11 protein-coding genes are annotated in these 16434 nt (G+C 24.4%); 5 read left to right on the top strand and 6 right to left on the bottom strand.

Annotation, left to right across the window (positions count from 1 at the left end):
* Positions 1-87: 87 nt before the first annotated feature.
* The 5 genes from ACBT_RS01100 to ACBT_RS01080 all read right to left on the bottom strand — a co-directional run bounded on the left by ACBT_RS01100 (position 88) and on the right by ACBT_RS01080 (position 7565).
* Positions 88-993, bottom strand: a complete 906-nt coding sequence (locus tag ACBT_RS01100; RefSeq protein WP_024774784.1) for a DUF2860 family protein — start codon at positions 991-993, stop codon at positions 88-90.
* 119 nt (positions 994-1112) lie between these two features.
* Positions 1113-4139 carry an efflux RND transporter permease subunit gene (locus ACBT_RS01095; protein ID WP_024774785.1) on the bottom strand — a complete coding sequence of 1009 codons (3027 nt, stop codon included), beginning with the start codon at positions 4137-4139 and terminating at the stop codon, positions 1113-1115.
* 1 nt (position 4140) lies between these two features.
* Positions 4141-4830: an efflux RND transporter periplasmic adaptor subunit gene (locus ACBT_RS01090; protein ID WP_024774786.1), complete on the bottom strand. Its 690-nt coding sequence runs from the start codon at positions 4828-4830 to the stop codon at positions 4141-4143.
* 1 nt (position 4831) lies between these two features.
* Positions 4832-6052: a TolC family protein gene (locus ACBT_RS01085; RefSeq protein ID WP_024774787.1), complete on the bottom strand. Its 1221-nt coding sequence runs from the start codon at positions 6050-6052 to the stop codon at positions 4832-4834.
* A gap of 295 nt (positions 6053-6347) precedes the next feature.
* Positions 6348-7565, bottom strand: a complete 1218-nt coding sequence (locus tag ACBT_RS01080; RefSeq protein ID WP_024774266.1) for an IS110 family RNA-guided transposase — start codon at positions 7563-7565, stop codon at positions 6348-6350.
* Between the two features lie 250 nt (positions 7566-7815).
* Here ACBT_RS01080 and ACBT_RS01075 point away from each other — a divergent pair, with 250 nt between their 5' ends.
* Together ACBT_RS01075 and ACBT_RS01070 are read left to right on the top strand one after the other, a co-directional pair.
* Positions 7816-8484 (top strand): response regulator, encoded by a 669-nt coding sequence (locus tag ACBT_RS01075; protein WP_024774788.1) that lies wholly within the window; start codon positions 7816-7818, stop codon positions 8482-8484.
* Positions 8485-8488: 4 nt separating this feature from the next.
* Complete coding sequence (locus tag ACBT_RS01070) at positions 8489-10228, top strand: sensor histidine kinase (protein ID WP_162147700.1); 1740 nt, start codon at positions 8489-8491, stop codon at positions 10226-10228.
* An 87-nt stretch (positions 10229-10315) separates the two neighbouring features.
* On the opposite strand, the gene ACBT_RS01065 is transcribed toward ACBT_RS01070, so the two are convergent.
* Entirely contained in the window at positions 10316-10927 is a 612-nt protein-coding gene (locus tag ACBT_RS01065) for a recombinase family protein (protein WP_024774790.1), read from the bottom strand.
* Positions 10928-11249: 322 nt separating this feature from the next.
* Between ACBT_RS01065 and ACBT_RS01060 the strand changes: the two genes are divergently transcribed.
* The 3 genes from ACBT_RS01060 to ACBT_RS01050 all read left to right on the top strand — a co-directional run bounded on the left by ACBT_RS01060 (position 11250) and on the right by ACBT_RS01050 (position 16293).
* Positions 11250-11675, top strand: a complete 426-nt coding sequence (locus tag ACBT_RS01060) for a leucine-rich repeat domain-containing protein (RefSeq protein WP_176325382.1) — start codon at positions 11250-11252, stop codon at positions 11673-11675.
* Positions 11676-11853: 178 nt separating this feature from the next.
* Positions 11854-13956: an ATP-dependent DNA helicase gene (locus tag ACBT_RS01055; protein ID WP_176325381.1), complete on the top strand. Its 2103-nt coding sequence runs from the start codon at positions 11854-11856 to the stop codon at positions 13954-13956.
* 9 nt (positions 13957-13965) lie between these two features.
* Positions 13966-16293 carry a tetratricopeptide repeat protein gene (locus tag ACBT_RS01050; RefSeq protein WP_176325380.1) on the top strand — a complete coding sequence of 776 codons (2328 nt, stop codon included), beginning with the start codon at positions 13966-13968 and terminating at the stop codon, positions 16291-16293.
* Positions 16294-16434 lie beyond the last annotated feature (141 nt).

The following is a 16434-nucleotide window of genomic DNA, read 5'->3' as shown; positions in this document are numbered from 1 at the left end:
CAAAGAAATTGATTTAATAATAGTTTCTATAAATTATTTTATATGGTTTTAAATAATCTATAATTCTACTTTTAAAAGCTTTTATTTTTAGAATTTATACCCAATTGATAGTATTGAATAAGTATTCTCTTTATTATAAAAACTATGATTAGCATCTTCTTTTTCAAATCCAGTTTTAATATTTAAATATATATTTTCATAAGAAAAAGGTTTATCCCATCTAAATATAGTATTAATACCAAAAATATCAGCATTTATCTTTTTATTTACTTCAAGATTAATTTCTTCATAATCTTTTTTTCCAATATTAGAAAAAATAGAGAATAAAAAATTTTCTGTTAAATTTATAGTTGTTCCTACTAGTAATTCATATTTATTATATGAACTTGATTTCCCTTTAGCATCATATATTTCATAAGATAAATTAGTTATATAACTTAAATCATTATCGAAAATTTTTGAATTAAATTTGTTTTCAAAAAGAAAAAGATGCCTATTCCCTTCTCTTTTTAAATCATTATTTATAGTTTCCTTGCTGTATTCAATTGTGCTAAGTTCATATTTAATCATTCCTTCATGATTATCAAAAAGTGATAAACCATAGCCAGTGTAAAAACCAATTTCTGTTACATCTGTTTTTTCTCTATCAACTTCTTTTAAAAATGGATTTTTCCACTCTTTAGATAAATTAAACTTTAATCCAAAATCAAATACTCCAAAATCTGAATTAATTAATGAACCTATATGAGCTCCATTTATATCTGAGGATACATATAAATTTAAAGTATCATTTAGATTATGTCCATAGTACATTTCAAAATAAGGAAAACTTTCATTTTCATCTTGTGCTTCATTTAATTGAATAATAGTTTTTCTTGATTCTGGTGAAAAATTATTTTTTAATTTTTCACTACCACCACCTATTTCTATATAATTTTGTTCATTAGCAAATAAAATAGTTGCTAATAAAATATATAAGAATATTTTTTTCATTTTTCCTCCAATTTTTTAATAAAAAGATTTTAAAAAAAATTAGTGTGGAAGTTATGTGAAACTAAAAAGATTTTAAAATATAATTTTAAATATTTCCAAGCTAAATGCTTGGAAAATATCTATTTGTGAGTATAAAGTTTTCTGATTTTATCATCAAGTGGAGCTATTAATTTGTATAAAGCTGGAACTACAAATAGACTTAACATTGTAGATATTATTAAACCACTTATAACACTAATAGCCATAGGAGCTTTTATACTTGATCCCTCACCAATAGAAAGGGCAAGGGGAAGCATACCTAAACACATAGATATAGTTGTCATTAAGATTGGTCGTAGTCTTGATATCCCTGCTTGAATAATTGCTTCATCTAAAGTTGTATTATTCTCTCTATTCCTATTTGCAGCATCAACTATTAAAGTTGAGTTTTTACCAACTAAACCAAGAAGTAAAAATAATCCCATCATACTAAATAAACTCATATTCATATTTGCTAAATAAAGTCCTAAAAATGCCCCTGTAAAACTAAGTGGCATTGCACTCATGATGATAATTGGTTGGAGTGGAGATTCATATAATGAAGCAAGAATTAAATATATCATTATAAGAGCAGCAACAATAGCAACACCAAAGGCATCAGAAGTATCTTGCATATCTTTAGCATCTCCTTCAAAAGTATAAGTTACTCCATCTAAAAGCCATTTATCTTTATTTTCAACTACAAGATTGATTAGAGTATCTAAAGCTAAACCATCTTTCATATCAGTTCCAACAGTAACTTGTTTTTGTCTATTATATCTTTTTATTACAGAAGCTAACTGTTTTGTATTTATATTAATTAAACTTGATAAAGGAATAAGTTCTTCTTTATCATTTTTTACATTTAATTGATTTATCACATCTATATTTGTTCTTAAATCATCTGATAATCTCATAACAATATCATATTCTTTACCATTTTTATTAAAATTACTTATTGTAATTTCTCCTGAATAAGCCATTGCAATTACATTTGCAATATCACTACTTTTTACTCCAAATTTTGAAGAGTTTTGTTTTAATATCTCAATAGAAAGTTCATCTTTTTTAGGCTGAATATTATTTTGAATATTTGTTGTTCCGTTTATTGTTTTTAAATAATCAATCAATTTATTAGCTGATTCTTCAGCAAGTTTTGAATCATTTGCTTTTAATATAAGTTGAAATGGTGTCATAATTTCTGCACCTGAATTCATATCATCTGTTTCATTTACATTTATCTCTATATTTTCAAATGTTTTCGATTTATGTCTAATCTCTTCCATAATTTGACGTTGAGTTTTTGCTCTTTTATCTATTGGAACTAATCTAACATAAATTGAACTTTCATAAATATTTCCATTTAATCCAATAGTCAAAGAAGAGTAATCAACTTCACTTATTGAAAGTAACTCTTTTTGAATATTTATTGTAGTTTTTTTCATCTCTTCCATTGAAATATTTGCATTTGCTTTGATTATTACTTCAAACTGACTTCTATCTTCTTTTGGCATAAATACCATTCCTAGATTTGAAGATAAAATTATAGATATTGCAAATATAGAAAAGCCACTTATTAAAGTTACAAATTTAAACTTTATTGCTTTTGTTAAAAGATTTTTATATATTCTATCCATCGATAAAAATATTGATTCAGTCATCAAATAAAATTTCGAATGTTTTGGATTTACCAAAAGTGAACTAATCATAGGAATAACTGTAATTGCTACAATATAAGAAATTATTACCGAAGCAACAATAGTTATACCAAAACTTTTAAAGAATTTTCCTACTATTCCACTCATATTTGCAATAGGTATAAAAATCGCTAAAAGCATAGCTGAAATAGCTAAAACAGAAAAAGATATCTCCCTTACTCCCTCTAACGCTGCCTCATATCTACTTTTTCCTAGTTCAAGTTTTTTATAAATATTTTCTATTACAACAATTGCATCATCAATAATAATTCCTATTGATAATGTTAAAGCTGTAAGTGTTAAAATATTTAGTGTTTGCCCACTCCAACCCATTATTGCTAGAACACCTAAGATTGAAATAGGTAAAGAGATAGCTGCAATGATTGTAAAAGTAAAATTTCTTAAAAATACAAATACAATTAAAGAAGCCAAGAAACAACCCAAAATCAAGTCAAATTGAACACTTTTGTAAGTTGATTCAATAAAATTTGTTGTATCAAATAATAAATTTATATCAAAATCATTTGATAATCCTTTGATATATGGAATTTTTTCCCTTACTGATTTTGCAATATTTACCTCATTAGCACCTGAGATTTTTTTTACTTGTAATAATACACCTTTTTGTTCATTATAGTTTGCAAATGTTCTTTCATCTTCTATTGTTTCTTCAACTTTTGCAACATCTTTTAATCTAACACCATCTTTTATTTTTATATTTTCTAGTTGTTCAACATTTATTGCATCTGAATCAATTGAGATATTTAATTCTTCTTTTTCTTGAACAACTCTTCCTCCATCTTTTTTGATATTTTCTTCATCAATTTTTGAAGATAAGTCATTTAAATCAAGATTATATTTACTTAAAAGAGTAGTATCTGGATATATTTTTAGTACTTTATCCCTAAAACCTGCAATTTCTACTTTTCCAACACCTTCAATACTTTGTAAAACAGGTTTTACTACTTCATTTGCATGAAGCATTAATTTATCAAGATTATCAAGTTTTGTTGATAAAAAAAGAGTTATTATAGGTGCAGAACTACTTGAAAATTTTTCAATTATAGGTTTATTAGCTTCTTTTGGTAAATCAACAGTTGAAACCTTATCTCTAACATCATTTGCAGCTTCTTCAACAGGTTTACTTAACTCAAATTGAGCAATAACAACTGATTGATTTTTTGAAGTATCTGATCTTATTATATCAATTCCAGAAATACCACTTATCGCTTCTTCTATTTTATCAGTTATTTTACTTTCAATAATTTCAGTTGAACCTTGGTCATAATTAGTTATAACACTAACAACGGGATAATCAACATTTGGTAAGAATGCAATTGGCATTTTTTGGATTTGAGTATATCCAAAGAATACCAAAGCAAATACAAACATAAAAGTTGTAATTGGTCTTGAAATAGCAAATTTGTACATATTAGTTTCCTTTTATTAATCCATCACCAAAATTACCAATTTTTAAATCTACACCATAAGCTTCTGCATTTAATTTTTTGTCACTATTTAATGTAGGATAAATTTTGTAAATTTCAACACAATTTTTATAATCATCTTTTTTTGAGTTTAAACAAAATTCATCTCCAACTTTCACATCTTGAGCGAATTTTGAATCAAATGCTAATAAAAGTTTTTTTTCATTTGAAACAAGTTTTAATAAAGCTTTTTCAGTATTACTTGACATATCACCAACTTCTATATTTTTTTCAGAAATTACACCAGAAAATGGAGCAATGATTTTCATTTTTGATAGTTTTGCTTCATTTAAAGTTATTAAATCTTTTGCACTTTTTAACTCTGATTCCAATTTATCTAAACTATTTTTATCAAAAACTTCTGCACTTTTTTTATATCTTTCATATTGAGTTAATAAAAATTTATATTCATTCTTTGATATTTCAAGATTCGCTTTTTCTTCTGAATCATTTAGTGAAAGTAAAACTTCACCTTTTTTTACTTTGTTTCCTACATCTGTATTTATTTTAGAAACAATACCAGATGTAGAAACATTTAAAGAGGCTTCATTTAATGCTTTTACTTCATAAGTTGCATAAACATCAGCAAATAAAATATTTGTTAGAAGTATTATCATAATTTGTATTTTTTTCATTTTATTCCTTTATAAGTGTTAATAAATCAATTCCAAGTGCGAAAGCAAGATTGGCTTTTTTTAGTTCAATATCATTTTTTGCTAAGATTACTCGATAGTTTGCATCTTGTTTTTTTGTAAGTTCAGTTAAATATTCAGTGTAACTTATCAAATTTGCATCAAATCTTTTTTTACTAAATTCATAAGTTGTATTTGTAGCTTCAAGCCCTGATGTTGCACTATCTAATTTAACTTTTGAAGATTCTAGTGATTTTAAAGCTAGTTTTCTTTCAATTTGAATAGATTTTTCTTTATAAGCAATCTCTTTATTTAAAGCTAAAGCCTCTAATTGACTAGCTTCTTTATCTTTTGAGATTTTTCCAAAATCTAAAATAGGAAAGCTGATTTGAAATATTATTTGATTATTCAATTTATCATTATATGTTTCATCATAATGCAAATATTCTTGTTTTTTTAAAGAATCTGTTATTGATATTGTAGGTAAATAATTAAAACTATCAGATGTATATTTTACACTTTTAGCTTCAAGTTTTTTTGCTTCAATATCATATCTATCATTTTCTTCATAACTTGGCTCAATCAATCTTTCTTCATCATGTAGTGAAATTTCACGACCTGTCAAAAGAGATAGTTGTAATATTGAATTTTCTAAATCTATTTTTAAATTTTCAATATCATATAAAGCCTCTTTTTTTGATGCAATTAAAGCTTGAAGTTTATCTTTTGTTTCAAGGTCATTTTTTACTAAAATTTCAAATTTTTTTATTTGACCATTTAATTCATTTATTTTGTAATTTATAACATCAATAGCAGATTTTGTATTTTGATATGAAAAATATTGTTTTATTACCTCTAACATAATCTCTTGCTTTAAATATTGAGTTTTTAGTTTTTGTGATTCATGTAAATTTTTTTTAGATAATTCATTATTTAGTATTTTGTTTCCATCATATAAAATATATGAAGCTTTTAATTCTCCATAAGCTATATCCTCAGGTTCATTACTTAAAACTTTTGAATTATTTTCATAAGCCCCAATTAGATTAAATGTTGGATAATTATCTTTTGTTGCTGATTCATACTGTTTTTTAGCCATCTCTTGTAAAGCTTGTTGTGCTTGATAATTTTCATTTGTTACTTCAATATTACTTAAAAGTTCTTTTAAAGAATTTGCATATAGTGAAGTTGCAATAAAAATTAATACAATGATTTTTTTTAACATTAATGTTTCTCTCTTTATTTTTTATTACAAAAAGAATAGAATAAATTTATGGGAAAAATATGGGAAAAATTTAATAAGGACATTTTTTCTACATTTATTCAAAATACAATATATAAATAAAACCATCCTATAAAGAATAGCTTAAACGACTAGGCTATTTTTTAAGGCGTGCTTTATGGTTTGATTTTTTGAGCATTTTTTGAAATGTTCAAATGATCAAATTTAAAAATAATAATACATTTTGGTCAAAGTTCTATGAAAACTCATTGTTCTCACAAGTGTTAAACTAACAAGTTTACTTTTTATGTTGGATTAGTACTCTATATGGATTATATGCTTGGTTATATTTAAAAAGAGAATAGATAATAGATGCTAATTTTTTAGCAATAATTATCAATGCTTCTTTTTTGGATTTACCAGATGATACTTTGTCTCTAAAAAGTTTATGAAGTTCGTTATTATGTCTAACAGCTGATACTGCTGCCATATAAAGAGCATGTTTAGCTATGGGTATTCCTCTTTTAGCTAAAGTTCCAGTTGATAAAGATTTACCTGATTGATATAAAGTTGGATATAGACCTAAAAAACCTATGAAAGCTTTAGCTGATTCAAATCTTCTAAGGTCTCCACATTCTCCTAATATTGCTGTAACAGTTTTATTAGATACTCCAGGAATTGATTTAAGATTTTCAATATTACTTGAATCATCATCAAGTTGATTGTCTATAAGAATTTGAATTTGTTCTTCAACTTCATCTCTTTCTTGAATATAAAGCTCTAATATCTTAATATTAGTCTTGATCATTAAAGCTCTAGATTCATTTGCACGACCTGTATAAATAGAAGATTTAGCAAGTTCTATAAGATATTTTGCTTTTTCAAGATTAAAGCTATTACCTTTGATATGTCGAAAAATCTTAGTTAGCTTTTCTGGCGTAGCTTTTGAAATATCCATTGCGGTTGGGTAAGATTTAATGATCGCTATTGCAGTTTTGGTAAAGATATTTGGAAATACTTTTTCAATCTCTGGATTAACAGTAGCAACAACAGTTGTTATCTCTCTTTTAATAGTTTTTATTTTATCATCTAATGATTTTTTTAATCGATTTAAAACTTTTAAATTGTGATAATCTTCATTGCTAATATAACTAGCTTTGTATTTACCACTAGCAAGTAATTCAGCAATAACATAAGCATCTATTGAATCATTTTTAATCTTTTTAAGAGTAGAGAAATCTCTATACTTAGAAGTTTGATAAGAATTTAAAAGTATTACTTTATAATCTGCATCAGTAATATAACTATAGAAATTTTCACTAAATGCTCCAGTTGATTCTATACCAATAATAAAGTCATTCATATCTAATGATAGTTCAGCTAATCGTTTGAGTAGTTCTCTTAATCCTAATATATCACTATAAATCCAAAAAGGTTTGCAAGCTAACTCTTTTGCATCATCTAAAATACAAACATAGTGTTTGTCTTTAGCAATATCAACTCCAACATAATACATAATAATCCTCCATAATGTGATAGTTTAAAATCTCATAGCTTCGTGTTATAACAGGTAGAAAATATTTTTCTCCCGAGCATCCTATAGATGATTTAATAAAGCTAACACAAGACGTTTTATATGTAGGTATTTAAATCCTAAAAGGAAAAAAACTTGTTTATTATTAGCCTTTGTGAGAGCTATGAGTTTCATAGAACTTCAATCAATATTTTAAACTTTGATTGATAAATGTATTATACGAAGGTTAAAGATGAATGAGTTTAAAAGTTTAAAGATTTTATATATTGATGATGAAAATTCTATAAGAGAAAATGCTGTTGAATATCTTGAGTTTTATTGTAATAATGTTTATGAAGCAGATAATGGAATAAGTGGCTTTGAAGCTTATGAAAGATTTCAACCTGATATTATAATCAGTGATATAAAAATGCCTAAGCTAAATGGTATTGAAATGGTTAAAAAAATTAGACAAAAAGATAAAAAAACTAAAATTATTCTCGCTACTGCATTTTTAGAAACATCTTATTTATTGGATGCAATAGAATTAGGTCTTATAAAATATTTATTAAAACCAATTACAGCTGATAAACTTTTACCTGTTCTTAAATCTTGTATTGAAGATATTATTGAAGATAAAAGTATATTTTATTTAAATGAGGAGTTCACTTTTGATACTTTAAATAAAACTCTATTTTTAAAAGAGGAACAAATAATTTTAACAAAAAAAGAATTACTATTTTTAGAACTTTTGATTAAAAATAGTAAGAGAGCCGTTAAGTATTGTGAATTTAATAACTACGTATGGCATGGAGATATGACAGAAGATTCGATGCGTTCTATTGTAAAAGATATTAGAAAAAAAACGTTTAAAAATATAGTTAAAAATATTTCTGGAATTGGTTATCAAATAAATGTTTAATCTAATGATAAGAATTCTTATTTTAAATCTCTTTTTTTTTATAAATTTACATGCACAGAATCTTAAAGAACAGATGTTAGAAAAAACTTTTATCTCATTTGATGGGAAAAATTTTATTAAATTTAAACAATTAGATAAAAAAAACTATGAACAAAAATATACTAACTTAGTATTAAAAATAGAAATTGATGAAAAACTTTTAAAAAATGATGTTTATTATATAAAGATATTAAGTACAAAAGATAGTTTTAAAAATAGTAATTACTCTTATGAATTTATAAACAAAGTACCTATTATTAAACTTGAAAATATAAAAAATGATTTAATAATAAATTTTGATTTAGAAAATCAACATCTTTTTTTTGATTTGGAGCTCTTTAATGAGTTTGAATATAAAAATATTTTAAATGAAGAAAAACTTTTATTTGGAATTACTTATGGGATAATATTATGTGCTTTTTTATATAACTTTGTCTTTTTTCTTTATAATAAAGAAAAGATTTTTCTTTATTATTCATTATTACAAGTATCTCTTTTATTTCTTTTAGTACTATGTTCAAAAAATTCTTACATTATTAATTTACTTGATAACAATGGAAATAATATAGATATTTCATTAACTCTTTTATTAAATTTATCAATATTATTATCAATTTTATTTAATATGGAATTTTTAAATACTAAAAAATATACACCAAAAATACATACTTCTTTATGGCTTTTAATTTTTTTAGATTTATTAGATATTTTTTCATTATTAATTACAAATAAATCATTTATTATTGATTATATTCCACCCTATATATTAATCTTTCTTTTGCTTATCTTTGCTTTTTTTGTTTTAAAGCAAGGCTATAAACCAGCATTATTTTATATTATTGGATGGTTTTCTCTATTTATTTTTGTATTTTTATCTCAAAGTAGTTTTTCTGATTATAATGAAAATTATATGTTGCATATTGGCATTCCTTTGGAGTCTTTACTATTTTCATTTGCAATTGGATTCAAAATGAGACAAACCGAATTAGAAAAACAGCAAAATGAAACTATTTTAATAAATAAAAGTAAATTAGCCTCAATGGGAGAAATGATTGGGAATATAGCCCATCAATGGAGACAACCTTTAACACATCTTTCATATATAATTATGAATTTAAAAGCTGCTTATGAAAATGATAAACTTGATAAAAAATATTTAGAAAAAAAAACCGATGAAGCTAATAAGCAGATAGAATTTATGTCTCATACAATAGATGATTTTAGAAACTTTTTTAAGATTTCTAAACAAAAAGAGGAATTTAGTTTAATAGAATGTATAAATGAAAGCATAAATCTTTTAAATGAAAGTTTTAAATCTTTAGATATAAAATTAAATTTTAATTACACTGAAAATTTTAGAATCAGAACTTATAAAGGTGAGTTCGCTCAAGTAATTTTTAATCTTTTAAATAACGCAAAAGATGAATTTATAAAACAAGAGATAAAAGATGCAAAAATTATAATAAATATAATTAAAAAAGAAGAAAATATACTTATAGAAATTATTGATAATGCAGGTGGAATAAGTGAAAAAATAATCAAAAAGATTTTTGAACCTTATTTTACAACAAAAGAAAAAGGCTTAGGTATTGGACTTTATATGAGCAAGGTTATAATTGAAAAAAATATTGGTGGTAAATTAGAAGTTGAAAATACAATAAATGGTGCAAAATTTATAATTTATTTAATAAATTCACAAATTTAAATTATGATATTAAATTATTCTAATAAAAAATCCTTCTACCATTTAAACAATCTACTAAAATAGCTTATATAAACTTTAATTGAAATATTATTTTTCAAGCACTCTTTTTGCATAATCTCTTAATTCACCATTTGGTGAAATATATTTGTATAAAGTTGCTCTTGTGATTTTTAACTCCTTACAAAGTTCAGTAACACTTGTATCTCTATTTTTCATACTAGCTTCTGCAAGTCTTACTTGAGCTTTTGTAAGATTGAATTTTCTTCCACCCATTCTTCCTCTTGCACGAGCTGCAGTAATACCTGCTATTGTTCTTTCTCGAATAAGTTCTCTTTCAAATTCAGCTAATGCTCCAAATATAGAAAATATCATTTTACCTGCAGGTGTTGTTGTATCTATATTTACACCTTGACCACTTAAAACTTTAAATCCTATTTTTCTTTTTGTTAAATCTTCAACAGTTTGAATAAGATGTTTTAAATTTCTTCCAAGCCTATCAAGTTTATATACAACTAATATGTCATCTTCTCTTAAAGCTTTTAGACAATTTTCTAGTCCTGGTCTTGCATCTTTACTTCCAGAAATTTTATCACTATAAATATTTTCTTCTTTTACTCCTGAATTTGTAAGAGCATCAATTTGTAAATCTAAAACTTGTGAATTATCTGATTTTGAAACACGAGCATAACCTATTAACATTTTAAAAATTCCTTTTTGAAAAAATATGTAAATTAAATGAACGTTTAATTTACATTATAAAAACCATACCAAATTATATTGTAAAAATGTAAATTAACTAATATATTATTCAAAGTATATTAAATATATCATAGAATTTAAATAAAATACACTAAAAAGGAGTTTTTTGTACTTTTAGAAATTTTTACAAAAAATTAAGAGAAAATAGTTAATGATTTTATATTAGAATTAGATTTAAGCTATTTTTAAATATTGTTGGAAAAAAAATCCCTTTGTAGGTCTATACCCATCTTTAGATAAAATCTTTAAATGGTTTTCCATGATGGAAAATGAAGAGTATACTTTCCCAAAAACAAAAGAAGAACTATTTAAATTAAAAAGATTAGATCTATGTTGCCTTTGCCATAGAGTTCCAAAAGAGATATCTCAAGTAAAAAATATTAAAAAATTAGTTGTTAATGTCAAAGGAATAGATGGACCTTTACCAAAAGAAATTAAATATTTCAAACACCTTGAAGAACTAATCTTAGGATTATCATATATAAATAAAATACACCCTAATTTGTATAAACTAAAGAAACTAAAAAAGTTAGATTTATCAGGTAATTTTTTTAATGAAATTCCAAAAGGTATTTCAGCTTTAAAAAACCTAGAAGAATTAAATTTAAATTTATACTTTGGAAATTTACCAAATGATATAGTTAAATTAAAAAAATTAAATAGTATGAAATTGGGATTTAACAGTTAGATTTAATTCATTAAATCTTAAATAAAGCAAGTAAAGACAAATCATGAAGCCAAACACTAAATCTTTAATACTATATTAAATAGCCAAACAAATTTTGATAGAAGAACTATAAATATTATATAATATAGACAAAATATGTCGATTTTTTCTAGTATTATTAAAATAAAAAAGGAATACAATGTCAGCAATAAAACTGTCACAATTTTTTCAAAAATATAATTTGACTAATTCTCAAAGTGAACTTGTAAGTAAATTAGAAGCTTTTATAGATGCTCCTAATTCTTCACAAAATATTTTTCTTTTAAAAGGGTATGCAGGTACTGGTAAGACATTTATTACAAAAGGCTTAACTGAATATTTAAAAGAAATACGAAGAACGTTTATTCTTGCAGCTCCTACTGGAAAAGCGGCAAAAGTTATTGCAAATAAAACACAAAATGAAGCATACACTATTCATAAAACTATCTATTCCACAAATGACATAAAGGAATATAAAGAAAATGAAAATGATAAAACTTATAAATTCTATTTCGATCTTAGAGTGAATGAAGATTCCAATAATACTATTTACATTATAGATGAAGCATCAATGATATCTAATATTTATAGTGAACCTGAATTTTTTAGATTTGGTAGTGGGTTTTTATTACAAGATTTATTAAAATATATCAATATAGATTGTAATGACCATAATAAAAAAATCATATTTATAGGAGATAATGCTCAGCTACCTCCTATTGGAATGAATTTTTCTCCTGCATTGGATGCTCAGTATTTAAAACAAACTTTTAATCTATTAGTTAATGATTATGAACTTACAGAAGTAGTTAGACAAAAATCTGATAGTGGTATTTTAAAAAATACTGTGCCCATCAGAAAATCACTTGACAATCAAACATTCAATCAATTAGATATCGATACAAATTATAATGATGTAGCTCATATAGCTCACGAGGATTTTTTAAATACTTATTTAATGCAATGCAATAATAGAATTGATCAAGATACAATTGTTATTGCTTTTTCAAATGCATCAGTTAAAGAGTATAACGATAAAATCAGAGAATATTTTTTTCCAGGCAATACAAATAATATTACAGTAAATGATAAAGTATTGGTTGTTTCAAATAATGCAAACTATGAAATCTTTATTTCTAACGGTGACTTTGGAATTATTCAAGAAGTATCTTATAAACCTGAAGTAAAACATATTGTTACAAAAAATGGAATAATTAATGAAACCTTATATTTTAGGGATGTTACAATTCTATTTCATGATATCAATGGAGTACCACACTCTATAAAATCTAAAATTATAGAAAACCTTCTTTACTCAGACAAATCAAACCTTAGTTCAAACCAACATAAAGCATTGTATGTTGATTTTGTGATGAGAAATCCACATTTAAAATCAAATACTAAAGAATGGAAAGATGCATTAAAAAAAGATCCTTATTTTAATGCTTTAAAAATAAAGTTTGGATATGCAATTACTTGTCATAAAGCCCAAGGTAGTGAATGGAAAAATGTATTTTTAAATTGCAAAACTCATCAAAGTGTATTAAGTCAAAGCTATTTTAGATGGATATATACAGCAATAACAAGAAGTTCTGAAAAACTGTTTACACTTGATGAACCTCATTTTTCACCATTTACTAAAATGCAACAATATAATTCTCCTGTACTACAACCTATTGAAACAAAAGAAATAAATGATAGCACTAATAATGAATTCTCAGCACAAATTACTTTACCAGAATTTATAGAAGATGCAATTTATTCTGAAACCAAAAAATTATTAGATCAAAGTGATATAAAAATTACAGATACAATTCATAATCAATATTGTGAACAGTACACACTTGAATACAACAATGAAATATGTAGAATTAAATTTATCTATAATAGTAAAAATAAAATTACTAAAGTATCTGCAATTGAAACAAATACTCTTGCAAAACTTGCTGAGATTTTACTAAAGTCTCTAGAAAATAAAACACTATTTTTGGCTAATATGGCAGAGGATAAAAAACATTTTGTATTTGCTGAAAATTTTTTAGAAGAATATTATAATGCTATTTTAAATACAATCAGCAATTATGATATTGAAATCATACAAATAGAGCATTTTAATTATTTAGAAAGATATACATTTAAACAAAATAATGAAGTTTCCATTATAGATTTTTACTACAACGGTAAAAAACAATTTACTCGTTCACAACCACAAAGTAATTCATCAATTGAATTAAGTAAATTGATATTATCTCTTTTAAATTAGTTGGTTAAAATGTCTGAAATTGAAGAATATACAACTAAAAAAGTTTTTGAACTTAGAAAAAATAAACAGTTAAGCGATGCATATAAAATAGCTTCGCATCTCTTTAAGAATGATCCAAATGATGAATGGACTCAAAAAGCTTATGCTTGGGTACTAATTGATATTATTAAAATTGAATCAACTAAAAACTTGGAGTTAGCAAAAAACTTTTTTAATCAATTGAATTCTATAAACTTTGTAACGCATGATGATATTTTGACTAAGCAAATTGAACTATTAAAGCCAAAACTAGACTCTGCCTATTCACATATACAACAAGCTGAACAACTAAGTAAAAATGGAAAACACCAAGAAGCATTAAATATATTTCAAAATATTAAGCAATCAGGTAATTTAAGTATTAATCATCATGAGTCATACGGATGGATTTTGTACAGGTATGTTAAAGCATTTGAAAATACTCTAACTATTGATGCTCTTAAAAAAATATTATTTGAATATTTAAATCTAAAAAATGAAAGACCCTCTTTATTACATTCAATGATATTGCAAATTGCAGTTCATTATGCATCTACACATAAAGATTTTGATATTTTCAAATTTTTTCAAATTTGGAATCCTAAATATTTACAAAAAGACGATATTAGAAAGCAATATAATGAAGGTAAAGAGTTTCCATCTTTACTAAGTAGGCTTCTCAAAGTAATTATTAACAATCAGACACCGTATGATATTAACTATTTAATCCATGAAATTAAAAATGAAAATCTTATTATAGAGAGTATTAGAGAAACATTTTTTTGGAAGATATTTCAAGCTCACAAAGATAATCAGATAAATTTTATGTGGAGTGTTTTAAATTATTATGTAAATACATATTCTAATTATGGACCATCTCACTGGCACTCTGAAATTTTAAAGCTTGCAGAAAGATATATGATAGAGGATAACCAATGGAGATTTTATGAGTTTATTAAAAATTGGAATATTCAAAACTTTACGAATGAAGACTGGAGGGAGGAAATTAATGGAGAATATACCAACAAGTCACTTGCATTAAAATCTCTAAAAAAACTATTTGATATTGTCAGATCATCAAATAAAGATCAAGAAGATATTGGTTGGATAATTAATTTATATCAATATGCTCTAAAAAAACTAGAAAATGACATTTGGTTACTAAGGGAATATGCAATATTACTTAATAAAACAAATAAAATAGATGAAGCTATTCAAATTTACAAAAGTATTATTTTAGAATTGAGTGATCAAGCATACGCATGGCATGAATTTTCAAATATTATCAAAAATAGAAATAAATACCTATCTATTTCTATGTTATGCAAAGCTATTACTATTCAACCCAATGAGGATTTTTTGGGAGAGATTAGACTCGATTTAGCAGAATTATTATTAGATAGTGGACAATTAAATGAAGGACTTGTTGAATTAACTAAATACAGAAATCATAGAGAAGAAAAAGGATGGAAAATTACAGAAAAATTTCATATACTATTTTCTAAAGTTTCAAATATCGAATCTTCTTCATTAGACAATAAAACTTTTTATGAATCTTCTAAATCAGAAGCAGAAGAATATATCTTATCTAATATTCCTTCGACTTATGTAGTTTTATATGAAACTTTTAAAAATAAGGAAGGAAAAGAGAGATTAATTTTTACAGATTTTAAAAATGTTGAATTTGTTACTAATAGAAAAAAATCTAAATCTCTTGTTAATGCAATAAAGAATGATGTTTTCGAAGTTAAATTGCATTATGACAATGCAAATAAAAGATATTTAGTTTTAAAAATAGAAAAGTCACTTCATAAAATAGATGAAATAATTAATAGTGCACAAGAAGAAATAGCCATAGTTGACCATATAAATACTCAAAAGAAATTATTTCATTATGTTATAAATTCTAGGCAAGATGGAGTTATTCACTTTGATCAAACTGACTTGAGGCCTAATATTGGTGATTTCATAAAAATAAAGTATTACTCATCTAATGATAAAAATAGCAGTAAAACAAAAATTAATATCTTAAAAGTAGAGCTTACAGATAAAATCGATAATTCTTTGTTAAAAGATGTTTCGGGAGAATTACAAGTAAAACATAATTCTAATGGTTTTTTTGGATTTATAAAGGACTATTACATTCCAGAAAATTTATTAATTTTAAATAATATTGATAAGGTTTGCTCTGCAAAAGCAAATGCTAAAATTTTATTTAATGGAAAAAAATGGGTTGCTTATGAATTAAATAATGTAACTTTAGTGGAAAATAACCAAACTCTTGAAGAAGAAGAGTTTGATTATTTGGATGATATTTAAAATTAACGATTATTTAAAAGTTAAAATAACCTCTAAGTCTTAAATATATTAGTAAAGAACTAAAATCAAATTATAATGTTATTAGTTACACTTAAAGTTAAAAACGATTTTATTTCTAGATCTTGAATAAAAGTATTTATC

Source organism: Aliarcobacter cibarius (assembly GCF_013372265.1).
Classification (GTDB): Bacteria; Campylobacterota; Campylobacteria; order Campylobacterales; family Arcobacteraceae; genus Aliarcobacter; species Aliarcobacter cibarius.
Note: the sequence above shows the minus strand (reverse complement) of the source record. Positions and strands in the feature narration are given on the sequence as shown.